26 protein-coding genes are annotated in these 21,826 nt (G+C 62.5%); 11 read left to right on the forward strand and 15 right to left on the reverse strand.

Annotated features, from left to right (window positions below; all coding sequences use genetic code 11):
- Positions 1-24 precede the first annotated feature (24 nt).
- The 3 genes from FHT70_RS17190 (at position 25) to tgt (ending at position 2,820) form a co-directional block, all read left to right on the forward strand.
- The gene (locus FHT70_RS17190) at positions 25-534 is read left to right on the forward strand and encodes a peptidylprolyl isomerase (protein ID WP_085778170.1); all 510 of its coding nucleotides are present in this window, start codon (positions 25-27) and stop codon (positions 532-534) included.
- A 72-nt stretch (positions 535-606) separates the two neighbouring features.
- Positions 607-1,689: a tRNA preQ1(34) S-adenosylmethionine ribosyltransferase-isomerase QueA gene (gene queA, locus FHT70_RS17195; protein ID WP_183703313.1), complete on the forward strand. Its 1,083-nt coding sequence runs from the start codon at positions 607-609 to the stop codon at positions 1,687-1,689.
- Positions 1,690-2,820 (forward strand): tRNA guanosine(34) transglycosylase Tgt, encoded by a 1,131-nt coding sequence (gene tgt, locus FHT70_RS17200; RefSeq protein ID WP_097601106.1) that lies wholly within the window; start codon positions 1,690-1,692, stop codon positions 2,818-2,820.
- A gap of 19 nt (positions 2,821-2,839) precedes the next feature.
- Here tgt and FHT70_RS17205 read toward each other — a convergent pair whose 3' ends face one another.
- The 5 genes from FHT70_RS17205 to FHT70_RS17225 form a co-directional block, all read right to left on the reverse strand.
- Positions 2,840-3,268: a DUF4864 domain-containing protein gene (locus tag FHT70_RS17205; protein ID WP_085778173.1), complete on the reverse strand. Its 429-nt coding sequence runs from the start codon at positions 3,266-3,268 to the stop codon at positions 2,840-2,842.
- Positions 3,269-3,350: 82 nt separating this feature from the next.
- Complete coding sequence (fabF, locus tag FHT70_RS17210) at positions 3,351-4,616, reverse strand: beta-ketoacyl-ACP synthase II (RefSeq protein ID WP_183703316.1); 1,266 nt, start codon at positions 4,614-4,616, stop codon at positions 3,351-3,353.
- 13 nt (positions 4,617-4,629) lie between these two features.
- Positions 4,630-5,136 carry a helix-turn-helix domain-containing protein gene (locus tag FHT70_RS17215; protein ID WP_183703319.1) on the reverse strand — a complete coding sequence of 169 codons (507 nt, stop codon included), beginning with the start codon at positions 5,134-5,136 and terminating at the stop codon, positions 4,630-4,632.
- Positions 5,137-5,177: 41 nt separating this feature from the next.
- Positions 5,178-5,471, reverse strand: coding sequence for a hypothetical protein (locus tag FHT70_RS17220; protein WP_183703322.1), 294 nt, complete (start codon positions 5,469-5,471; stop codon positions 5,178-5,180).
- Between the two features lie 82 nt (positions 5,472-5,553).
- On the reverse strand, positions 5,554-5,742 hold the full coding sequence (locus FHT70_RS17225) for a hypothetical protein (protein ID WP_183703324.1): 189 nt from the start codon (positions 5,740-5,742) through the stop codon (positions 5,554-5,556).
- Between the two features lie 211 nt (positions 5,743-5,953).
- Here FHT70_RS17225 and FHT70_RS17230 point away from each other — a divergent pair, with 211 nt between their 5' ends.
- The 6 genes from FHT70_RS17230 to FHT70_RS17255 all read left to right on the forward strand — a co-directional run bounded on the left by FHT70_RS17230 (position 5,954) and on the right by FHT70_RS17255 (position 11,584).
- Entirely contained in the window at positions 5,954-6,349 is a 396-nt protein-coding gene (locus FHT70_RS17230; protein WP_097601101.1) for a hypothetical protein, read from the forward strand.
- Between the two features lie 188 nt (positions 6,350-6,537).
- Positions 6,538-7,368, forward strand: coding sequence for a metallophosphoesterase (locus FHT70_RS17235; RefSeq protein ID WP_183703327.1), 831 nt, complete (start codon positions 6,538-6,540; stop codon positions 7,366-7,368).
- A complete protein-coding gene (locus FHT70_RS17240) occupies positions 7,365-8,546 on the forward strand; it encodes an ABC transporter ATP-binding protein (protein ID WP_183703329.1) in 1,182 nt (393 codons plus the stop codon). Before FHT70_RS17235 ends, FHT70_RS17240 begins: the two co-directional genes overlap by 4 nt.
- A complete protein-coding gene (locus tag FHT70_RS17245) occupies positions 8,539-9,462 on the forward strand; it encodes a sugar ABC transporter permease (RefSeq protein ID WP_183703332.1) in 924 nt (307 codons plus the stop codon). The genes FHT70_RS17240 and FHT70_RS17245 overlap by 8 nt, the downstream gene beginning before the upstream one ends.
- Entirely contained in the window at positions 9,459-10,292 is an 834-nt protein-coding gene (locus tag FHT70_RS17250) for a carbohydrate ABC transporter permease (protein WP_183703335.1), read from the forward strand. The genes FHT70_RS17245 and FHT70_RS17250 overlap by 4 nt, the downstream gene beginning before the upstream one ends.
- Before the next feature lie 26 nt (positions 10,293-10,318).
- Positions 10,319-11,584, forward strand: a complete 1,266-nt coding sequence (locus tag FHT70_RS17255) for an ABC transporter substrate-binding protein (protein ID WP_183703338.1) — start codon at positions 10,319-10,321, stop codon at positions 11,582-11,584.
- 74 nt (positions 11,585-11,658) lie between these two features.
- Here FHT70_RS17255 and FHT70_RS17260 read toward each other — a convergent pair whose 3' ends face one another.
- From FHT70_RS17260 to FHT70_RS17275, 4 genes are all read right to left on the reverse strand, one after another.
- The gene (locus FHT70_RS17260; RefSeq protein ID WP_183703341.1) at positions 11,659-12,627 is read right to left on the reverse strand and encodes a substrate-binding domain-containing protein; all 969 of its coding nucleotides are present in this window, start codon (positions 12,625-12,627) and stop codon (positions 11,659-11,661) included.
- A 99-nt stretch (positions 12,628-12,726) separates the two neighbouring features.
- Complete coding sequence (locus FHT70_RS17265; protein ID WP_183703385.1) at positions 12,727-13,407, reverse strand: GNAT family N-acetyltransferase; 681 nt, start codon at positions 13,405-13,407, stop codon at positions 12,727-12,729.
- Positions 13,407-13,925 carry a MarR family transcriptional regulator gene (locus tag FHT70_RS17270; RefSeq protein WP_183703344.1) on the reverse strand — a complete coding sequence of 173 codons (519 nt, stop codon included), beginning with the start codon at positions 13,923-13,925 and terminating at the stop codon, positions 13,407-13,409. Before FHT70_RS17270 ends, FHT70_RS17265 begins: the two co-directional genes overlap by 1 nt.
- A 121-nt stretch (positions 13,926-14,046) precedes the next feature.
- Positions 14,047-15,216, reverse strand: coding sequence for an MFS transporter (locus tag FHT70_RS17275; protein ID WP_183703347.1), 1,170 nt, complete (start codon positions 15,214-15,216; stop codon positions 14,047-14,049).
- 144 nt (positions 15,217-15,360) lie between these two features.
- On the opposite strand from FHT70_RS17275, the gene FHT70_RS17280 reads away from it, so the two are divergent.
- Together FHT70_RS17280 and FHT70_RS17285 are read left to right on the forward strand one after the other, a co-directional pair.
- On the forward strand, positions 15,361-16,866 hold the full coding sequence (locus tag FHT70_RS17280) for a winged helix-turn-helix domain-containing tetratricopeptide repeat protein (RefSeq protein WP_183703350.1): 1,506 nt from the start codon (positions 15,361-15,363) through the stop codon (positions 16,864-16,866).
- Between the two features lie 141 nt (positions 16,867-17,007).
- On the forward strand, positions 17,008-17,376 hold the full coding sequence (locus tag FHT70_RS17285) for a hypothetical protein (protein ID WP_183703353.1): 369 nt from the start codon (positions 17,008-17,010) through the stop codon (positions 17,374-17,376).
- A gap of 31 nt (positions 17,377-17,407) precedes the next feature.
- On the opposite strand, the gene FHT70_RS17290 is transcribed toward FHT70_RS17285, so the two are convergent.
- The 6 genes from FHT70_RS17290 to FHT70_RS17315 are packed head-to-tail and all read right to left on the reverse strand — an operon-like array spanning position 17,408 to position 21,797.
- Positions 17,408-17,869: a DUF411 domain-containing protein gene (locus FHT70_RS17290; RefSeq protein WP_183703356.1), complete on the reverse strand. Its 462-nt coding sequence runs from the start codon at positions 17,867-17,869 to the stop codon at positions 17,408-17,410.
- 53 nt (positions 17,870-17,922) lie between these two features.
- Entirely contained in the window at positions 17,923-18,210 is a 288-nt protein-coding gene (locus FHT70_RS17295) for a copper-binding protein (protein WP_183703359.1), read from the reverse strand.
- 23 nt (positions 18,211-18,233) lie between these two features.
- Positions 18,234-18,713, reverse strand: coding sequence for a plastocyanin/azurin family copper-binding protein (locus FHT70_RS17300; protein WP_183703362.1), 480 nt, complete (start codon positions 18,711-18,713; stop codon positions 18,234-18,236).
- A gap of 35 nt (positions 18,714-18,748) precedes the next feature.
- A complete protein-coding gene (locus tag FHT70_RS17305) occupies positions 18,749-20,095 on the reverse strand; it encodes a copper oxidase (protein WP_183703365.1) in 1,347 nt (448 codons plus the stop codon).
- Between the two features lie 14 nt (positions 20,096-20,109).
- Complete coding sequence (locus FHT70_RS17310; RefSeq protein WP_183703367.1) at positions 20,110-21,573, reverse strand: TolC family protein; 1,464 nt, start codon at positions 21,571-21,573, stop codon at positions 20,110-20,112.
- Positions 21,570-21,797 carry a hypothetical protein gene (locus FHT70_RS17315; protein ID WP_183703370.1) on the reverse strand — a complete coding sequence of 76 codons (228 nt, stop codon included), beginning with the start codon at positions 21,795-21,797 and terminating at the stop codon, positions 21,570-21,572. The genes FHT70_RS17310 and FHT70_RS17315 overlap by 4 nt, the downstream gene beginning before the upstream one ends.
- Positions 21,798-21,826 lie beyond the last annotated feature (29 nt).

Below are 21,826 nucleotides of genomic sequence, written 5' to 3' on the forward strand. Positions count from 1 at the left end.
GAGAGAAAGAAAGAGGAGAAGACAATGGCCGAGATCAAGGATCCCGAAAACACCGTTATCCTGGAAACCACCAAGGGCAAAGTAGTCATTCAGCTGCTGCCGCAGGTCGCCCCGGAGCACGTCGTCCGCATCAAGGAACTCGCCCGCGAGAAGGCCTATGACGGCGTCGTTTTCCACCGCGTCATCCAGGATTTCATGGCTCAGACGGGCGATGTCGAATATGGCAAGAAGGGTTCGGAAACCTTCAATCCCGGCCGCGCCGGCATGGGCGGCTCCGCCAAGCCGGACCTGAAGGCGGAGTTCTCGGCGACGCCGCATGTGCGCGGCACCTGCTCGATGGCGCGTTCGCAGAACCCGAACTCGGCCAATTCGCAGTTCTTCATCTGCTTCACCGACGCTCCGTGGCTGAACAAGCAGTATTCCGTCTGGGGCCAGGTGATCGAAGGCATGGACAATGTTGATAAGATCAAGCGCGGCGAGCCCGTCTCCGATCCGGACTCGATCGTTTCCATGCGGGTTGCCGCCGACGTCTGATTGTGATTTCTGCTGAAACCCGCCCTTGCGCGAGAGCGCGGGGCGGGTTTCGCTTTGCCTGAAAGTACACTTATGCGCGTTGATCTTTTCGATTTCGATCTGCCCGAGGAGCGCATCGCCCTGCGGCCCGCCGAGCCGCGCGACAGCGCACGCCTGCTCGTCGTGGATGCAAAAGCGGCAATCGCACTGTCGGACCATCGCGTTTCGGATCTGCCGTCATTTCTGCGCGCCGGCGACGCGCTCGTCTTCAACGACACGAAGGTCATCCCCGCCCAGCTCGAGGGCATCCGCCATCGCGACGGCGCCGGCGGTCAGCAGGTCTCGGCCACGCTGCACATGCGCGTCGGTCCCAGCCGTTGGAAAGCATTCGCCAAACCGGGCAAGCGCATCAAGGAAGGCGATCGCATCGCCTTCGGCCACAGCGGCGAGAGCTGCATGATCGGCTCGCTCGATGCGACGGTGGAGGAAAAAGGCGAAGCGGGCGAAGTGACGCTCGCCTTCGATCTTTCCGGTCCGGTGCTCGACGAGGCGATCGCCGCCGTCGGCCATATTCCGCTGCCGCCCTATATCGCCGCCAAGCGCCCCGAGGACGAGCGCGACCGGGCCGACTACCAGACGATCTATGCCCGCGAGGAAGGCGCCGTTGCAGCCCCCACCGCCGGCCTGCATTTCACGCCTGGCCTGTTCGAAGCGCTCGACAGGGCCGGCATCGAACGTCATTTCGTCACGCTGCATGTCGGCGCCGGCACTTTCCTGCCTGTTAAGGCTGATGATACCGACGATCACAAAATGCATCTCGAAAGCGGCTATGTCAGCGCCGATGTCGCCGCGCGCTTGAATGCCGTGCGGGAAAGAGGCGGGCGTATCGTCTGCGTCGGTACCACCTCGCTGCGGCTGATCGAGAGCGCCGCCGGGGAAAGCGGAGAGATCAAACCCTGGGCCGGCGCCACTGGGATCTTCATCACCCCCGGTTACCGTTTTAAGGCGGTCGACATGCTGATGACCAATTTCCACCTGCCGCGCTCAACGCTGTTCATGTTGGTCTCGGCCTTCGGAGGCTTCGAAACCATGCATGCCGCCTATGAACACGCGATTTCCACTGGCTACCGCTTCTACTCCTACGGCGACGCGAGCCTTCTTTTCCGGAAAGACTAGATGACAGAGAACTTCCAATTCACGCTCGAGAAGACCGATGCCGGTGCCCGTCTCGGTGAGATTTCCATGCCGCGCGGCGCGATCCGCACGCCGGCCTTCATGCCGGTCGGTACAGTCGGCACCGTCAAGGCCATGTATCTCGATCAGGTGCGGGAGACCGGCGCGGACATCATCCTCGGCAATACCTATCACTTGATGCTCCGCCCCACAGCGGAGCGCGTCGCCCGCCTCGGCGGCCTGCACAAGCTGATCCGCTGGGAACATCCCATCCTGACGGATTCAGGCGGCTTCCAGGTCATGTCGCTCTCCGGCCTGCGCAAGCTCGACGAGCAGGGTGTCACGTTCAAGTCGCATGTCGACGGCAGCCTGCATCATATGTCGCCGGAGCGCTCGATCGAGATCCAAGGGCTGCTCGGCTCCGACATCCAGATGCAGCTCGACGAATGCGTGGCGCTGCCGGCCGAACCGAAGGAGATCGAGCGCGCCATGGAAATGTCGCTGCGCTGGGCCGAGCGCTGCAAGGTGGCCTTCGGCGAGCAGCCGGGCAAGGCGATGTTCGGCATCGTTCAGGGCGGCGATATTCCGGCCCTGCGCATCCGTTCGGCCGAGGAACTCACCAAGCTCGACCTCAAGGGCTACGCCGTTGGCGGTCTCGCGGTCGGCGAGCCGCAGGACGTGATGCTGAACATGCTGAGAGAGACGCTTCCGGTCCTGCCCGTGGAAAAGCCGCGTTACTTGATGGGCGTCGGCACGCCTGACGATATCCTCAAATCCGTCGCCCGTGGCATCGACATGTTCGACTGCGTCATGCCGACCCGCTCCGGACGCCATGGCCTGGCCTTCACCCGCCGCGGCAAGGTCAATATCCGCAATGCCCGCCATGCCGAGGATATGCGCCCGCTCGACGAACAATCCAGTTGTCCGGCTTCGCGCGATTATTCGCGCGCCTATCTCCACCATCTCGTCCGCGCCAACGAAGCCCTCGGCGGCATGCTGCTCTCCTGGCACAATCTCGCTTATTATCAGGAACTGATGCAGGGCATCCGCAAGGCGATCGCCGAAGGCCGCTTCGCCGATTTCATGGCGGAAACGATGGAGGAATGGGCGAGGGGTGATCTCGAGCCCGTTTGATCGGCCGAACGCAGTTTGATCAAATTCCTTTGCTGTCCGCATCCGGCATGATCTGAACGCCGTTGATCCGGTAGCTGCCGTCGGGCTGGCGCGTGACCTGGTAGATCGCCGTCCAGTCCTTGCCATCGCGTCCTGAGATCAGAACTTCGTGGTAGATCAGCGCGCCGTTATCGATCGAGCGGCTGCGGCCGAAGGCGTAATTGCCGGGATGATAGACCGGTTCGTAGCTCTTCTTCACCATGGCGAAGAACAGGTTCTTGTCGGGGTACATCGCCTTGATGCCGGGGGCGGCGAAGGAATAGGCGGTTTCGGCATCGTCCTTGAGGAAGGCTTTGATCTGTTCCTCGATCATCGTTCGCGTGGTGTCGATCGGATCTTCGGCATGGGCCGAGAGAGGAGAGAGGGCGGACGCGGCACACAGAATGAGAACTGCGAGAAAGGCGCGCATGGATTGATCTCCGGCTCCATCGGGGAGCGAGCCCCCGATAGAGCGGAAGTGTAAGCGAATTTCAGCACAAGGAAAACGGACTTTACGACCAGCGCCGGAAGAGGGCGCTGGCATTGACGCCGCCGAAGCCGAAGCCGTTGGTGATGGCATAGTCCATGGCAAGCGGCCGCGCCGTCTTGCCGACGATGTCGATGCCGTCGGCGGCCGGATCGGCTTCGTTGAGGTTGCGGGTCGGCGGCGCGATCTGGTCGCGCAGCGCAAGAATGGTGAAGATTGCTTCCAACCCGCCCGCCGCGCCGAGCAAATGGCCTGTCGCCGACTTCGTCGCGCTGACGGCAATGGCGCCATTGCGGCCGAAGACCGTCCCGATCGCGGCGATCTCGCCTCTGTCACCGACCGGTGTCGACGTCGCGTGCGCGTTGAGGTGCCTGACCTCGGAGGCCGGAATCTTCGCCTGCCTGAGTGCCGCCACCATCGCCCGGCGCGCGCCGTCGCCATCTTCGGGACCTGCGGTCATGTGGTAGGCATCCGCCGCCGTGCCGTAGCCGACGAGTTCGGCAAGTGGTGTCGCCCCGCGGGCCAGCGCGTGGTTGAGCGTTTCGATGACCAGGATGCCGGCGCCTTCGCCCATGACGAAACCGTCGCGTGCCGTGTCGAAGGGCCGCGAAGCCAGTTCCGGCGTCTCGTTGAAGCCGGTGGACAGCGCACGCGCGGCGGCAAAGCCGCCGAGGCTAACCTTGTCGATGCAGGCCTCGGCACCGCCGCAGATCGCCACATCGGCTTCGCCGGAGCGGATCAGCCGCGCCGCATCACCGATCGCCTGAACGCTGGCGGCACAGGCCGTCACCGGCGCGCCGAGCGGCCCCTTGAAACCATAGCGGATGCTGACTTGGCCGGCGGCGAGGTTGACGAGGAAGGAGGGCACGGTAAAGGGTGATAGCCGCCGAACGCCCCGCCTCTCGCCGATCCGCACCGCTTCGGCGATTGCAGGAAAGCCGCCGACGCCCGAAGCGATGATCGTTGCGGTGCGTTCACGGCTGCCTTCGTCGGTCGGCATCCAGCCGGCCTGCTTCACCGCTTCCTCCGTCGCCGCCATCGCGAACTGGATGAAGCGATCCATCTTCTTCTGGTCTTTCGGCGTGATCGAGCGGTCGGGATCGAAGCCGGCCTGCGCGTCCTCGGCGATGCCGGGAACGACACCGCCTACCTTGGCCGAGAGCTCGCCGACAACATCGTCCGGCAGCACCCTGAGACCGGAGGCGCCGTCGACGAGACGTTTCCAGGCAGGTTCGACGCCGGTGCCGAGTGGCGAGACAAGTCCCATGCCGGTGACAACGATGCGATCCATGGTATTTTCCTCTCTATGCGTCGATACCGAGATACCAGGCGCGCATGCGGGCGATCCGCGCACGCACCTCGTCATCGGCGGCTGGTCCAGCGAGCAGGCTGGTGTTTTCGGGCGTTACTTCTTCGCCGGTCCGTGCGTCCACAAGCACCGTCTCGCGCACTTTGCCGGAAGCGGCGTCGCTGAGCAGAAAGGCGAGATCCTCTTCCGGAATGTGCCGGCTCCCCCAGGAAAACAGCGCCATTAACACCGGAAAGAAATCGCGGCCCTTCTCGGTCAGCACATATTCGTAGCGGGCAGGGCGCTGTTGGTAGAGCCGTCGTTCGAACAGGCCCTGGTCCGTCAGATGTTTTAGCCGCCGCGTCAGAATGTTCGGGGCCACGCCGAGACTTTTCTGAAACTGGTCGAAGCGCGACAGCCCCTGGAAGGCGTCGCGCACAATCAGGATGCTCCACCAGTCGCCGACGCTGTCGAGCGCGCGCGCCGCCGGGCATTTGAATTGGCCGAAACTAGTCCGCTGCATGGCAGATGTCACTACAGGAGTGACTATCATCATGCAAGCTACTATCTGGCGCTGCCTTCGAAAAAGCGGGCGAGCAAGATGCCGGTGACCAGCATGCCGGCCGCGGCGAAAATCGTATCGCCCGGAGTGCCGATATAAAGCGGCCCAATATTGGCAAAGAGCAGGAAGGCGATGAGGAAGTTGGCCCAGCCCCATATGACATTCACCGTCGGCGAACTTGGATTGGCGAATGGGGTGCGGAAGGGCCGGCCGCTGACGCCGTTGACGAAATGCGGGATGCCGTTGGCCAGAAAGGCCGCGGCGATGAAATGGGCGATGTAGGCGATCCAGGGCAAAGGCTTCTCCTGACCTGCGCGAGTGGCGTCAAAGGAGAATGTGGCCGGGATCATCCGGCCGGCAAGAGGAGGTTATGGCTGCTTAGACGAAGCCGAGCGGCAGTTTTTCCAGTTTTCTGTCGGCGCCGTAATCGCGTTCATGCGGCGAGCGACGGCGGTCGTCGCGGCGCGATGAAAGGTCGATGCGGTTTTCGGCGAAGATTCCGTCGGGATAGGTGCCGGTATCATGGCAATCGGCGTCGATCTTTGGCGCAAGGATTTTCAGTATCATCGAGGTTCCTCCACGGCGCAGCAACAACACTCGGAAAGGCCGCATGGTTCCAATGATAAGTGCCGAATTATTAATAAATTAACCATAAATGCCGGCCGAGTTTATCAGCGGATCTAAACCCTCGGCGCGCCACGCATCGCGTTGAAGTGGCGTTGTCGTGGAACTCCTGATGCTGATCGCCGTTGGTTTGGCATGAACACAGGAGGTTCCCATGCAGTTGATCGATACGCGCGTGACACAGTCCGGCAACTTCTTCACGGTGGAATTTCTGGGCGAGGGAGGAGAGTCGATTGCCGTCAAAATCGACAATTCTCATGGCGAACTAGACAGTTCGACGGCGCTCGACCACGCCAAGGTGATGATGGTTCAGCTGACGGCCTTTCCCGGCCGCAACCCGGACGGCAGCATCAACCGGTATGATGCCTTGAGCAACGGCAACTTCGACGAAGGCAGCAAGGGTCTCATCGGCCAGCCGAGCGCGCGTTCCACCCACGACAGCGAAACGCTGGAAGAGGAGCTGAACGAAGGTCTCGAAGACACCTTCCCCGCAAGCGACCCCGTTTCGGCGACGGTATCGTCCATCCCCGCGAACGCGCCGCGGCACTGATCCCCACCCAATCAGCAGATGGGCCGGCTCCCAGTTCGGGAGGCGGCCTGCGGCTGTGTGACAGATTGATGTCAAAACTGAAAAACAGCTGAAAACCGCAGATGTCTGATTGACATGGGAGCCCTCTAGAGAGGCCCCGAGAAGGGAGCGTCCGGGAGACGCTTCCGAGGTTCTCGGAGACGCGCCCCATGAAAATCCTTCAGATCACCGACACGCATTTCAGCCCCGGCAAGCCGCATTTCAACGGCAACTGGGCACCGCTCTTGAGCTGGATCGAAGAGACCGACGCCGATCTGATCGTCCATACCGGTGATCTCACCGTCGACGGCGCCGACAAGGACGAGGACATCATCTTCTCGATGGATCTCATGCGCCAGGTATCGATCCCGATGCTGATCGTTCCCGGCAATCATGATGTCGGGCACCTCAAGGGTTCGGACCAGCCCGTCAATGCCGAGCGGCTCGCCCGCTGGCGCAGCCTTGCCGGTGACGATCGCTGGCTGGAGGATGCGGCCGGCTGGCGCTTCGTCGGATTGAATTCGCTGCTTCTCGGCCATGAAGATGATGAGGAGGAGGCGCAGTTCGAGTGGCTTGCCAAGGCGCTCGAAGATAGGGCAGGGCGGCGCGTGGCGCTGTTCGCGCATAAGCCGCTGTTCGTCGATGCGCCCGATGAAGGCGATACCGGCTACTGGAGCGTTCGCCCGGCTCAGCGCCGGCGGCTTTATGATCTGATATCGGCCCATGACGTGGCGCTGTTTGCCAGCGGCCACCTTCACTGGGCCTGGCAGGGTCGTGTCGACAATACCCAGCTGACCTGGGGCCCTTCGGCTGCCTTTATCATCGATAAGATGGAACGGCAAATGCCGGGCGAGCGCCTGATCGGCGCCGTCGTCCACGAGTTCGATACGTCGGTCGCAAGCGCGATCGTCGCCGTGCCCGGCATGACAGCGCATGTGCTCGACGACGTCGTCCACGAGGTCTATCCCCAGGCGGTCAAGCAGCGGGAACCGGTGGAATGAGCGCGCTTTCGCTTCGCGGCATCACCAAGTCTTTTGCTGGCAACCAGATCCTCAATGGCGTCAGCCTCGATGTCGGCGCCGGCGAATTCATCGCGCTGGTGGGGCCCTCCGGCTGCGGCAAGAGCACGCTCCTGCGCGTGCTTGCCGGCCTTGACCACGCCGACCGGGGCGAGATCTTGATCGGCGGGAAAGATATGTCCGGCGTGGCAGCCGCCGACCGCAACATCGCGATGGTTTTTCAATCCTACGCCCTTTATCCGCATCTGACGGCCTTTGAAAACATCGCCGTGCCCTTGGCGATGCGCCGGCTGTCGACGACGCAGCGGCTGCCCTTCATAGGCTCGTTGATGCCGGGCCAGCGCGCCACCTGCGCGGCAATCGCCCGCGACGTTGGGGAAATGGCGACATCACTCAAGATCGAACACTTGCTCGACCGCAAGCCCGGTCAGATGTCCGGCGGCCAGCGTCAGCGTGTGGCGCTCGCTCGCGCCATGGTGCGCCGGCCGAGCGTCTTCCTGATGGACGAGCCGCTGTCCAACCTCGACGCCAACCTGCGCGTTCATGCCCGTGGCGAGATCGTCGACCTTCATCGCCGCGCCGGTGTGCCGACGCTCTACGTCACCCATGATCAGGCGGAAGCGCTGTCGATGGCGGATCGCGTCGCTGTGATGATGGGCGGCCGGTTGCTGCAGATTGCAAGCCCTGAGGTCATCTATGACGATCCCGCCCATATCGAGGTCGCCCGCTTCATCGGCCAGCCGCGCATCAATCAATTGCCGGCGGAAGCCGAAGACGGTGTGATTTCCTTTGGCGACCTGCGGCTGACGCTGAAAAAGCCGCCTGCCGGCAAGATGTCGGTCACGCTCGCCATTCGCCCCGAGTTCGTCTCTCTCGACCGCAACCGCCAGGACGGGCTTGCCGCCCGGATCGAGCGCATCGAGTTCCTGGGATCGGAGGTCATCCTCTATTGCCGCCTCGATGCGATCGGAGAGACCGTAATCGCCAAGGTTCAGCCGCCGGAAGCTGCAGGCCTCGCCGCCGGCGATCCGGTCGGGCTGCGGCTTGCTACGGGCCGGACGATGGCCTTCGCCGAGAACGGCAGCCGGCTGGCTGCTCGAGCGGAGGCCGGCAGTGGGCTCGCCGCAGGCGATATCGCGCGGGAGAGGGCGCATGGCTAGCGTCGTTTCCGTGGGCGTAGTTGGCGATCCCGCCGTTGCGCATCGGCGCAGCGAGGCCCGCATCGCCTGGATGCTGGTGCTGCCGGCGATCGTTCTCCTTTTCCTCTTCGTGCTTTTGCCGGTCGCGGCTGTCATCTTCCTCGGCTTTACCGACTTCGAACTCGGTTACGGCAAGTTCCGCTTCGTCGGCTTCGAGAATTACGCGCATCTGATCACCGACCGTACTTTCCGCAAGTCGCTGTGGAATACGACGGTCTATACGGCAATCGTCGCGCCCGTCTCAATCCTTCTCGGCCTCGGTATCGCCATGCTGATCGAGAGCGAAACGGCGGCGCGCAGCTTCTTCCGCACCGCTTATTTCCTGCCGGTCGCCTCACTGATCGTCGCTATGGCAACTGTCTGGCAATATATGTTTCATCCGACGATCGGACCCATCAACGCACTTCTTGCATTGGCGGGATTGCCCGGTCCGAACTGGCTGGGCAGCACCGGCACGGTGCTTTACAGCCTCTCGATCATCGGCGTCTGGCAGTCGGCCGGCTTCAACATGGTGCTGTTCCTGGCCGGGCTCACCGCGATCCCGCGCGAGCTTTATGCGGCAGCCGAAGTGGATGGCGCCAGATCCGCCCTCGATCGCTTTCTGCTCGTCACCTGGCCGATGCTCGGACCGACCACGCTCTTCGTCATCACGATCAGCATCACCAACGCTGTGAAGGTCTTCGAGACGGTCAAGACGCTGACGGAAGGCGGCCCGAACAAGGCGTCGGAGGTGCTGATCTTTACGATCTACCAGGAAGGTTTCGTCTACCTGCGCGTCGGCTACGCCTCGGCGATGACCGTCGTCTTTCTCCTGATCCTCGTGGTGCTGATGTTCCTGCAGTACCGCATCCTCGATCGGCGGGTGCATTACACATGACGGGCGCTTTTTCTCTCGGCCGGATCATCCGCCTGACGCTGCTTTCGCTCGGCGCGATCATTTTCCTCTCGCCCTATGTCTTCATGATTTCGGCGGCGGGCAAGGCCCAGAGCGATATTTTCACCTCGTCGCTGTCGCTGATCCCGGCGCATCTCACCTATGCGGAGAACTTTGCCAAGGCGCTGATCCGGGTGCCGATGGCGCGGCTCCTGTGGAACGGCGTCGTCGTCTGTGGGCTGATCTTCTTCTTCCAGGTGCTGGTGGCGATCCCTTGCGCCTATGCCATGGCGAAGCTGCGCTTCGGCGCCGCCCGGGCCATGATGGTGCTGGTCATGCTCGGCCTGTTGGTGCCGATCCATGCGACTGCCTTGCCGCTCTATGTCGCCTTCGGCCGCGCCTCGCTGCTGAACGGCTACGCCGCCCTTGTTGCGCCCTTCACCATTTCGGTCTTCGCGATCTTCATGTTCCTGCAGTTCTTCCGCGCCATGCCGGATGATCTCATCCATGCCGCGCGTCTCGACGGCATGTCGGAACTTGGCATCGTTTCCCGCGTCATCGTGCCGAATGCCTGGCCGGCCGTTACTGCCTTCGCCATCTTCTCGGTCGTCGCGCATTGGAACGATCTCTACTGGCCGCTGGTCGTCATCAGCAAGCAGGACTACGCCACGCCGCCACTCGGGCTGATGTATTTCCGCGCCGCCGAGGCCGGCGACGATTACGGCGCGCTGATGGCCGCGACCCTCATCATTACCCTTCCCCTCGTTGCCGCCTTCCTGCTTGCGCAGAAGCGTTTCGTCGAGGGTATCACCATGACCGGTCTCAAAGGCTGACCGGCTTCAACCCAGGAGAACGAGCGATGAAACATATCACCCAGCTTCTCGCCGCAGCGGCCATATCCTTGGCAATCGCGCTTCCCGCGCATGCCGAGATGACGCTGACGGTTCATTACCCGATGCCGGGCTTCTTCAAGGACGTGATGGACACGATCTCGAAGAAGTTCATGGCAGAAAACCCCGATATCAAGATCCAGTTCGCCAGCCCTTCGGCAACCTATGAAGAAGGCATCCAGACTATCCTTCGTCAGGTCGGCACCAGCGAAATGCCCGATATCACCTTCATAGGCCTCAACCGCCTGCGCATGCTCGACGAACGCGACGTCGCCGTCGATCTCGGTCCGCTCGTTCAGAAGGACGGCAACATGGCCGAGCAGGGCTTCTCCGACACCATCCTCAAGCTTGCCCAGGTCAAGGGCAAGCAGGTCGGTCTCGCTTTCGCCACCTCCAATCCGATCATGTATTACAATGCCGATCTCGTGAAGGCGGCCGGCGGCGATCCGGACAATCCGCCGAAGACCTGGGATGAGGTCATCGCGCTCGGCGGCAAGATCAAGGCGCGCGGCAATGGTGTCGACGGTATCGATTTCCGCTGGCAGGGCGACGACTGGATGTTTTCCGCGCTGCTCTTCGGCGCCGGCGGCAAGATGCTGAGCGATGACGAAAGCAAGGTCGCCTTCAACGGTCCGGAAGGCCAGAAGGCCGTCGAGGTCCTGCATCGCCTGGTCACCGAAGGCGGCATGCCTGTCTTCACCAAGCCTGCCGGTGAACAGGCTTTTGCCGCCGGCAAGGTCGGTTTCGAATTCCAGACGACGGGCGCCTTGCGCAACACGATCAAGAATGTCGGTAACAAGTTCGATCTGCGCACCGCCAAGATCCCGCTGATCGATCCGGTGAACGGCCGTCTTCCCACAGGGGGTAACGCCGTTGTCATCCTGACGCATGACGCTGCCAAGCAGGACGCCGCCTGGAAGTTCGCCAAATTCGCTGCCGGCCCCTACGGCGCCTCGGTCGTCGTGCCGGGCACTGGTTATGTCCCGAACAACGAGCTTGCCGCCAAGTCGCCCGAATATCTCGGCGATTTCTACAAGCAGAACCCGTTGTTCCAGGCTGGCCTCAGCCAGATGCCGGTGATGATCCCTTGGTATGCCTTCCCCGGCTCCAACGGGGTCAAGGTCACGCAGACGATCGTCGACAACCTCTCGCGCATCGTCGACCAGTCCGCTGAACCGAAGGAAGCGCTTGACGATGCTGCCGCCGATGTCGAGGGCATGCTGCCGCGCAGCTGATCGCCTTCCTTGTCAGACACAGGGCAGGGGGCGACCGCGTCAAACACGCGGTGGCCTTTTCCTTGCTAAGCGCTTCAGATGGCGCGCACCGTGCCGCCACGGCGAAGCTTATAGGCGACATCGAGATGGCGGGCAGGGGCGGCATTCTCCGCCATATCGAGAAGCAGCGAGGCGGCCGTCGCCCCCATGCTGGCATCCGGCATCTCGACCGTCGTCAGCGGCGGATCGATCAGCCGGCCGATGGCGATGCCGTCGAAACCGGCGACCGAAACATCGCCGGGTACCGACAGCCCCTCGCGTTTCAGCGCGCCGATAACGCCGAGGGCAAGGAGATCATTGGACGCGATGATCGCCGTCGGCGAAAGCGAATTCATCGCCGTGCTGAGATCGAGCTGGTCGTAGCCGCCGACGAAGGAGATCTGGATCGCATCATGCGGCGTCAGGCCGTTCTCGGCCATGGCGTCGAGATAGCCCTGATAGCGAAGGCGAGCGCGGTCGGAGGCTGCGAAATTGCCGGAGAGAAACAGTATGTGCCGATGTCCCATGCCTATCAGGAAGGCCGTGATCTCGCGGCCGGCACTGCGATTGTCGGCGGTGACGGCCGCCGGAAACCGCGCCGTCGGCAGATTGTTGAGAAGCACTGTCGGCGGCAGCCTCGCAAGCAGCGCTTCGCTCGTTGTCGGGTCGCAGACGGTAAGGATCAAACCGGTCGGCCGGTCGTTCAGCAGTGCGGCGACGGCATCGGCCTCGCGAGCCAGATCGTAATTCGATTGGGCGATCAATACGCCGTGGCCGGCGACGAGCATGCGGTTCTGAATGCTCGACAGCGATGAGGCAAAGACCGGATTGGTGATGCTTGGAATTAAAACGCCGACCACCGGCCTGCGTCCGAGCCGGCCGGCGAAGTGATAGCCGAGTTCCGCGGCAGCCCGGCGCACCTTGCGCACCATCAGATCGCTGGCTGGCCCGTTGCGGTTGAGAACTCTGCTCGCGGTCGCCAGCGAACATCCTGCCCTGAAAGCGACCTGCTGCAATGTCGCCATCGAAAGCGCCTCGCATCAATCCAATTCGTTGCGGGCGCTTTAACGGGTTTCGATGACAGTGATCTGACACTGCGCTGCGACGATCGCGCAGGGCAGCGATTAGGGGCGACGTTTGACCACGCGCATGTTCATTTCCGACCGAACCACGAAGCCTTGGGCCTTGTAGAGCGCAATGGCCGATGTGTTCGCTGCATAGGCATGCAGATAGGCCACGTCGCCGCTGGATGCGATTTCGCCGGCAACGAAGCGGAATAGCAAGGTGCCGAGGCCGCGTCCTTGGAAAGCGGGATCGGTGCAAAGCCCGCTGAGCTCGATAAAGCCCGGCTGTCGCATGCGCTGACCGGCCATCGCCACCAAACGACCCTCATGCCTTATCCCCCAGAAGCGGCCAAGGCTCTGGGCGCGCAAGGTGAACGGGCCTGGTTTGGTCAAGATTGCCAAGTCAAGCATATCGGCGGCATCAGCCTCCGTCAGCGGCTGGATGCGGGAGTCGGAAATTGTCTTGTGAGGCCGCTCGGCAACCATCTGGGTCACCGATGCTTCCATGATTATGGCAAGACCCGGCGGAACCGCGATTGGTCCAGCCTCGACGAGAAACATGCGCTCCTCCCGCGACGGCAGCTTCTCCAGGGCATCGAGGCTTTCCGGCGTGTCGTCGGCAGAGGCGGCGAAGGGGGCGATGGAGGGCGGGTATCGCCGCGCGTATTTGCCGCCTTCGGCGAGATCGGCATGCGCGGTCTGCAGAGCGCTCCAGATCGGCCGGTCGAGCACATGTTTCATCATCCTTCCTCCTCTTGGGCGTCTGAGAGGACGCGCGGTGCGGCAGCGGTGCGCCGGCGTTTGAGCGGCACCTCCGCAAGCCCGTCCTCGATGGCGGCGAGCTGTTCGAGGATCGGTCCGTCGAGATCGGCGCAGAGATCCGCGACGGCAGCCGCGACGCGCGGCCAGATCGTCGCCTTCGAATAATTGACAAGCTCCTGCCCCTTGTCGGTCAGCGACACCAGTCTGCGGCGCTGATCGTCCGGTGCCGGCCGCATGTCGACGAAGCCGAGTTCGAGAAGCTGGCCGATCGTCCGGGTCGTGCCGGGTTGGGTGATGCCCACCGACTGGGCGAGCTCGCCGATCGTCAGCGGCCCGGTCCGGTCGATGGCCGCCAGGAACGGATACTGACCGGCTTGAATGCCGAGCGCGGCCTCGTCGATGATGTGCTGGGTATCGGCCTGCAATCGTTCGCCGATGCGCCGCAGCCGGCTGCCCAGACATAGAAAGCCGAGCGTTCGGACCACATCTTCGACCATGCCCATCCCGCCATTTCGATTAATTGTTATATAACACTTTATATATTGCGGGAATGCGCCTATTCAAGGGCAGGGGGATAAACGGAATCGGATCGCAGAAAAATAACGCGTATTCAGAGTATTACCGCGTCATCCTCAGATCTAAGACGAGGAGTATCGAGAGGACAGTGCTGAGCAGTCCGAGTGATAGTGTGAGCCCGTGATGCCCGATCAGCTGCATTGCCGATCCGGCAGCTGGTGAGGCCGCCATGCCGCCAATGCCCCATGTGAAGGCGAAGGCCGCGTTACCGGCGATCAGGGTCCGGCCGGTGAAACGCTCGCCGAGCTGGATCAGTGACGTGGTGTAAAGCCCGAACGAGACGCCGCCCCAGACGAATACCAGCGGCCAGATGAGCCATGTGGTAAAAAGCGGCGCCAGCAGCAGGCAGCCGGTGAGGCAAGCCAGGACGCAGAATAACATCGTCCGCGTCGCACCGAACCGTTCGGCCGCGCGCCCGAGCAGGACCTGCAGCATCGCATTGCCGGCGACGAAACAGGTGATGAGCGAAGCAATGCGCGCCTCGGCGCTGCCGAGGGCTGCGCCATAGACCGCGAACAGCGAAAGCAGGATCTGCTCGAAGGCGGCTGCCGCGAAAACCGCAAAGAGCAGCAGCGGCGCCAATGCGAAGAAGCCACCGACCGACATTGCCTCGCCTTCGCGAGGCATGTCAGGCAGGCGGGAAGCAACGGCAAGCACGATCAGGCCGCAGGCAAGAAAGGCCGTAACGCCGATGATGAAGGGCGGCCAACTTTCCGTGCCGACGACGCCGAGGGATAGCGGGCCGATGGCGAAACCAGCCGAAACGATCGATGAATAGAGGCCCATGATCCGGCCACGGCGCGCCGCCGGCGTGATCGAGATCAGCCAGGTTTCGCTGATGACGTAGAGAGGATTGGCAAAGAAGCCGAGCAGGAAGCGCAGCGGCATCCAGACCCAGGCGTGCTGGATCCAGCCAATCGCAACCAGGATGAGGGCGGCCAGGATCGAACAGAGGATAGCAAGCCGCGCCCCGCCGACGCGTCGCGAAAGCGCCGGAATGACGGGCGCCGATAAGATGAAACCCAGCGGCGTCATCGCTGCCGACAGGCCGATGAGCCCTGACGTCAGCCCCTGCCGTTCCAGGATAAAGCTCAGCAGCGGATAGGTCAGTCCCTGCGCCACGGCAAACACCGTGACCGTCGCAATGATGCCCGCCATCGCGGCCCGTGGGAGCTGATCCTCTTGCGGTGATGTCGTGCTTGCACTCGTCATGCTGAGATCCTCGTCAGTCGGTATGGTCTGAAGGGCGCAGCCTGGCCTGAAAGAGGATGAAATCCTGCGGAATAAGGGGAGCGGCGTAATTAAGCCTCGCCAAAACGTTCTCAAAAACTTCCAAACGGACTATAGATCCGCTTCATGCAGGGATCGCGCTTTGCCTTTGGTCCATTCGTGCTTGATCCGGATGCGGGAACGCTCCTTCGGAACGATGATCCCGTTGCCGTTAGCCACCGCGGGCTGAAGCTGCTTGCGGCGCTTGTCGGGCGAGCCGGCGACATCGTCGCCAAGGCCGAGCTGATGGACGCGGCCTGGCCAGGCATCGCGGTCGAGGAAGGCAACCTCACCGTCCAGATCGCGCAGCTGCGCAAGCTGCTCGGCCCGTCCACCGGCGGCGGCGAATGGATTGCAACGGTTCCGCGCGTTGGCTATCGCTTCACGGGAGCCGTGCATCGACTGAGCGGCATGAAGCGAAAGACCTTGCTGCTGCCTGACAAGCCGTCGATTGCTGTCCTGCCCTTTCTGAATATCGGCAGCGACCCAGAGCAGGAATCCTTCGTGGACGGGCTGACCGAAGACCTGATCACCGACCTCTCCAGAATGCCCGGCCTGTTCGTCATCGCCCGCAACTCGGCCTTCGCTTACAAGGGCAGGGCGATGGACGTGCGAGAGATCGCCGAGGAGCTCGGCGTGCGCTATCTGCTGGAGGGCAGCGCAAGACGCGCTGCCGGGCGCGTGCGCATCAACGCCAAGCTGATCGACGCGGTCAGCGGCGATCACCTCTGGGCGGAACGTTTCGATCGCAGCCTGGACGATATCTTCGCTCTTCAGGACGAGGTGACGGGCAGGATCGTCGAGGCGCTGCTCGGCAGGCTCCGAGCACTGCCGCCGCGCAATCGGCCGAAGAACATCGAGGCTTACGATCTCTGCGTGCGGGCGCGCAAGATGATGGACGATGCCCCGCAGGCGGCTGAGGAAGCGCATCTGATGCTGACACGCGCAATCTCCCTCGACCCGGACTATGCCGAGGCCTATCGCTGGCTTGCCGTGAACCACTGGATGGGATGGGTCCATAGCGGCGGACCGACGGAATCGAACCGCGGCATTGCTTTGCAACTGGCACGCAAGGCGGTTGCGATCGACCCCAATGATGCCGGCTGCCGCTGGGTCCTCGCCTATCTGCTTGCCTATGAACGCAATTTCGCCGAGGCGGATGCGCAATTCGCCAAGGCAATCGAACTCGATCCGAACGAAGCAGACACCTTTGCCGCATTATCCGACATCACGATCCTCGCCGGGCGGATTGAGGAAGGCCTCGAGCATGTTCGCAAGGCGTTCCGGCTGAATCCCTTTCCGGCGGGCTGGTATTATCTGGCGCTCGGCCAGGCGCAATATGCAGCCGGGCAATATGAGGCCGCTGTCGAGACGCTGCACCATCACGAAACCTATCGCACAAGCTCCCGTCGTTTCCTGGCGGCAAGTCTGGCACAGCTCGGACGGCTCGACGAGGCGCGGGCGGAGACCGCACTCTTCCTCGTCGCCAACCCGGATTTTTCGACAGCTCACTGGGCGATGACGGAGCCCTTCCGCGATCCCGCGACGCTTCAGCATTTCGTCGACGGCTTCCGCAAGGCCGGACTTCCCTGACGCAATGCTCGAGAGATTTCGAGCGTGTGCTCGGCAGATGGAGTTCGACGCACGAGCCATGCCAATCGGATGCTCCGCAATTGGTCGCGGAGCCTCCAAGCATATGATAGGATCGTGACGCATTCTCCGTGGGAGGGGTAAATGCGCCGATTCCTTCTGTCCTGGATTCTCATCGCACAGTCCGCATCGATGTCGGCAGCTTCCGAGCTTGCGGTCTTCCATACAACTTCGTTCGGCGGCAGCCGGTCGGTCACCCTCAGTCTGGCGGAGAGCGCAGTCTCCCACGATTCTGCCTTTGATTTCGATGTCGTCATTACCCTGTCGGAATTCGACGGTGCTGGGGCCGTGCTCTATCGCGACGGGGGACAGCACAAGGCGAGCGTGCGCTGCGTTTCGCCCGCGACGGTGCGGATCAATTCCGCCGACTATGGGGTCTACGTTTCGGCGCGGCCGGGCGCCGACTGGAAGCACGATCTCTGGGCGGCGCTCTGCAAAGCTCCGGTCTCCTGATCGGCGGCTCACTGATCAATTGGTCGAAGTCTCAGCCCTTTCGGGAGCCGACCTCCATGAACAGGTATGGCGCGCCGGACCCCGTGGGGATCGCGTAGACGTCGTAGGAGGCCTGCGGATCGTCGCCCATTCCCAACGAGCCGGGCGGCATCCCCGGCACGGCGAGCCCTCGGAGCGGCGGCCGCTCCCGCAGCAGCCGCTGCAGGGCCTCCAGTGGCACGTGTCCCTCGATATAGTATTCATCGACGACGGCGGTGTGGCAGCCCTCCAGGTCGGCAGGCACGCCCAGCCGCGCCTTGACCGAGGCAAGGTCGTCGGTGTCGCGGGCATCGACGGATAATCCCGCAGCGGCCATCGCTTTCGACCATTCATGACAGCAACCGCAATTCGGATCCTTGTAGACCGTCATCTTCGCCGGCGCGGCGGCGAGGACCGATCCGCCAGGAAACGCCAGCGCGGACGCCGCCACGGCGATGAAGCTTCTTCTGTACATCGTCCACTCCTCGATGTCCTGCCGCCCGGACGGGTCCGGGCGGCAGGAGCCGGCTATTTTACGTCGGTAACGGTGAGCTTGCCATTCACGCGTTCGGCAACGAACTCGATGTTCGAGCCTGCCTTCAGCTTTTCCAGCAGAGCCGGGTCTTCGACGCGGAACACCATCGTCATCGCCGGCATGTCGAGGTTTTTCAGGTCCTCGTGCTTGATGGTGACCTTCTGCGCTTTTGCGTCCACCTTGTTGACGACGCCCTTGGTGAATTCCTGGGCGAAGGCGCCGAACGCGGCGCTGACGGAGATGAGGGCGGCGACGCCCATGTTGATCATTGCGGATTTCATGCTCATGGCTCCTTTATCGAGGGTTACTTGCCGGCGACGCTGACGTCGCCGTGCATGCCGGCTTCATAGTGGCCGGGGATCAGGCAGGCGAACTTGAACTCGCCATCGGTCGTGAACTTCCAGACGATCTCGCCGGATTGACCGGCGGGAAGGCGGATCGAATTGGCGTCCGCATGTTCCATTTCCGGGAACTTCTCCATTACCTTCTTATGCTCCAGGATATTGTCTTCCTGATCGAGCACGAATTCGTGGTCGACGGTTCCGGCGTTCTTGATCTCGATCTTGACCGTCTGCCCCTTACGGACGTTGAAGACCGCCGGCGTGAACAACATTTTCCCGTCGTCGGTTTCCTTCATTGTGATGCGGATCGTCTGCGTCGCTTTAGCCTTGTCGCCAGGCTCTCCGACCGCCATTTTCTCGCCGTGACCACCGGCATGGTTGCCCGAGGCGAAGGCGGGAGTTGCGAGCGCTGCGAGCGCCAGTGCCAGTACACAGTTCTTCATGCGTGAATCCTTCTTTTGAAGTGGGAGATTGAGCCTCAGCCGTTTGTCGGCTTCGGCGTGATTTGCGTCTTCGCGTCCTTGGCCTTGGTCGTGTCCGGCAGCTCGCCGGTCCACTCCCAGGCCTGCGTCCCGGGCGGGTTCTCGTACCAGCCCGGATCCGAGTAATCGTCCGCTTCGATGCCTTCGCGGACCTTCACGACCGAGAACATGCCGCCCATCTCGATCGGGCCATGCGGCCCCCAGCCGGTCATCATCGGGACGGTGTTCTCGGGAATGGGCATTTCCATTTCGCCCATGTCGGCCATGCCTTTGGTGCCCATGGGCATGTAGTCCGGCTGAAGCTTCCTGATCTTCTCGGCAACCTTCGACTTATCAGTGCCGATGAAGGTCGGGATGTCATGGCCCATGGCGTTCATCGTGTGGTGCGATTTGTGGCAGTGGATCGCCCAGTCGCCGAGATACTTGGCGTCGAACTCGTAGGCGCGCATGGCGCCGACCGGCACGTCGACGCTCACCTCCGGCCACCGCGCTTCAGGTCGCACCCAGCCGCCATCGGTGCATGTCACCTCGAAGTCATAGCCATGCATATGTATCGGATGGTTCGTCATCGTTAGGTTACCGACCCGCACCCGCACCCTGTCGTTCCTTGAAACGACGAGCGGACTGATGTCCGGAAACACGCGGCTGTTCCAGCACCACATGTTGAAATCGGTCATTTCCATGACACGCGGCACATAGGAGCCGGGATCGATGTCGTAGGCGTTGAGCAGGAAGACGAAGTCGCGGTCGACCCGCATGAATGTCGGGTCCTTGGGATGGACGACGAAGAAGCCCATCATGCCCATCGCCATCTGCACCATCTCGTCGGAGTGCGGGTGGTACATGAAAGTGCCTGATTTCACGAGGTCGAACTCGTAGACATAGGTCTTGCCAACCGGGATGTGCGGCTGCGTCAGCCCGCCGATGCCGTCCATGCCCGACGGCAGGATCATGCCGTGCCAGTGGATCGTCGTGTGTTCCGGCAGCTTATTGGTGACGAAGATGCGCACCCGGTCGCCTTCGACCGCCTCGATCGTCGGACCCGGAGACTGGCCGTTATAGCCCCAGAGATAAGCGGTCATGCCGTCGGCCATCTCGCGTTCCACCGGCTCGGCGACGAGGTGGAACTCCTTGACGCCGTTGTTCATCCGATGGGGCAGGGTCCAGCCGTTGAGGGTGACGACCGGCTGATAGTCCGGGCCGGAAGTCGGGTGCAGAGGCGGCTGCATGTCCGCCGATTCCATTGTCGGGGCGTCGGGCAGCCCCATCGCCGAGGTTTTCGTCCATGTGCCCGCCGCCAGCAGCGCTGCGCTCGCACCGAACAATTGTCGTCTGTTGAACATGGTGGGTTCCTTTCTCAATGGCCGCCGCCGCTGCTGCCCGAGGCAGCGGCGACTTCGGTCTCTGCCGACGCGTTGGTCGCGCCGCCGCCGTAGATCGCAGGCGCGAGGTTGGCTTCGGCGAGCCAGAAATCGCGCTTGGCGTTGACGGAGAGCAGAATGGAGTTGATCTTGTCGCGCGTGTCGGTGAGCAGCTCGAAGGTGTTGGTGATCATGCCGTTGTAGGTCAGCAGGGATTCTTCCTCGACCTTGGTGCGCAACGGCACGACATTGTTGCGGTAGTGCCGCGCGATGTCGTAGTTCGAGCGGTACGCCTCGTATGCGGAGCGTGCTTCCGAACGGACGTTGACGGCCTTCTCCGCGAGCTGGTTTGCCGCGCGCATATAGGCCAGCTCGGCCTTGCGCATCCGCGCCTTGCCGGTGTCGAAGATCGGGATCGCGAACTCCAGCTCGACTTGGCCTGTGGTTCTGGTGGTCTTCTCCTCGTCCTCGATTTCCCGTTCCGTTTCGAAACCCGTCAGGATTTCGAGATCGGTTACATAACGCGTCGCTTCGGTGAGCCTGTACGATCTTGCGGTTGCCTCCAGCTCGAGCTTCGCGACCTGAAGATCGATGCGGTTCCTCAGAGCCTCGGCCTCGATCGTATCGCGTCTGACGACGGCCTTGGGCAGCGGCGGCAGGCTGTTCGGAATCCGGTAGTCCAGGTCGGCCCCCCAGAGACCCATCAACCGTGTGAGTTCCTCCTTTGCAAGGCGAGCTGCGAGGCGCGCCTTTGCAGTCTCCCCGGCGAGCTCGGCGACGAACACATGTTCACGCGCCTGGGCGCCCTTGGTCATCGCACCGGTCTCGCCAAGTTTCTCCGCAAGTTCGGAGGCGGCGTCCGCCGTCGCCTGGGCGCGCTGCAGCTGCGCGACATTTTCCCAGGCGGCCACCGCACCGATCCAGGCGCGCCGCGTCTCGGCGGCAACCTGTAGCGTTTTTACGGCAGCGGTCAGTTGCTCCCGGCGGAAGCGGGTGTCGGCGATCGCCACGTCACGATTCCTCGTCGCAAGCGCCAGGATGTTCGTCGTGATCATCCCCTCGATGGTCTTGAAGGCCTCCAATCCCGGCGTGGCGATGCCTGTCGCGCCGATCGAGACTATCGGGTTGACGAACATCGTCGACTGCCAGGCATCGGCCGCACTGTCGCCGAGATCGGCGTAGGCAGCCTGAAGGCCCTTGTTGTTGAGCAGGGCGATCTGAACCGCCGTCTCGATATCGAGGGTTTTCCGTCGCGCGAGCAGATTTTTGACCTCCGCAGTGACAGAGCGCGCCTGATTCTGGTTCTGGATCCAAACCGTTTGCTTTGCCGTCGCTATCGCGGTCTTGTCGGCAACAGAAGCGAACCCTGCTTGCTTGCTGGAATATTCAGCGCCCGTGACGCAACCGCTCAGCACCAACGGGAACGCCAGCACGGACGTCAATTTTCGGAGGCCGATCATGAGGCGTCTCCTTTCGCGGGAGACTGCAGATCGTTTTGTCTACGCCACGGCTTCGGATCGACGGGCTGCCTGGCGACAAAGCCCGAGACCGGTGACCGATATGCGGCCGGGTGCGGCGACGGCTGTTCGACCGTGGCGGAAGACGCCACCACGTCGGGAGGAAGCGTGGATGTGCAGCCGCCGACGACAAGCGGCAGCCCCACCACAAAAAGCGAGGGTTTCATTATGAAATTTCCGAATGAGAGATAGCTAC

The organism is Rhizobium sp. BK049, assembly GCF_014193135.1.
GTDB lineage: Bacteria > Pseudomonadota > Alphaproteobacteria > Rhizobiales > Rhizobiaceae > Rhizobium.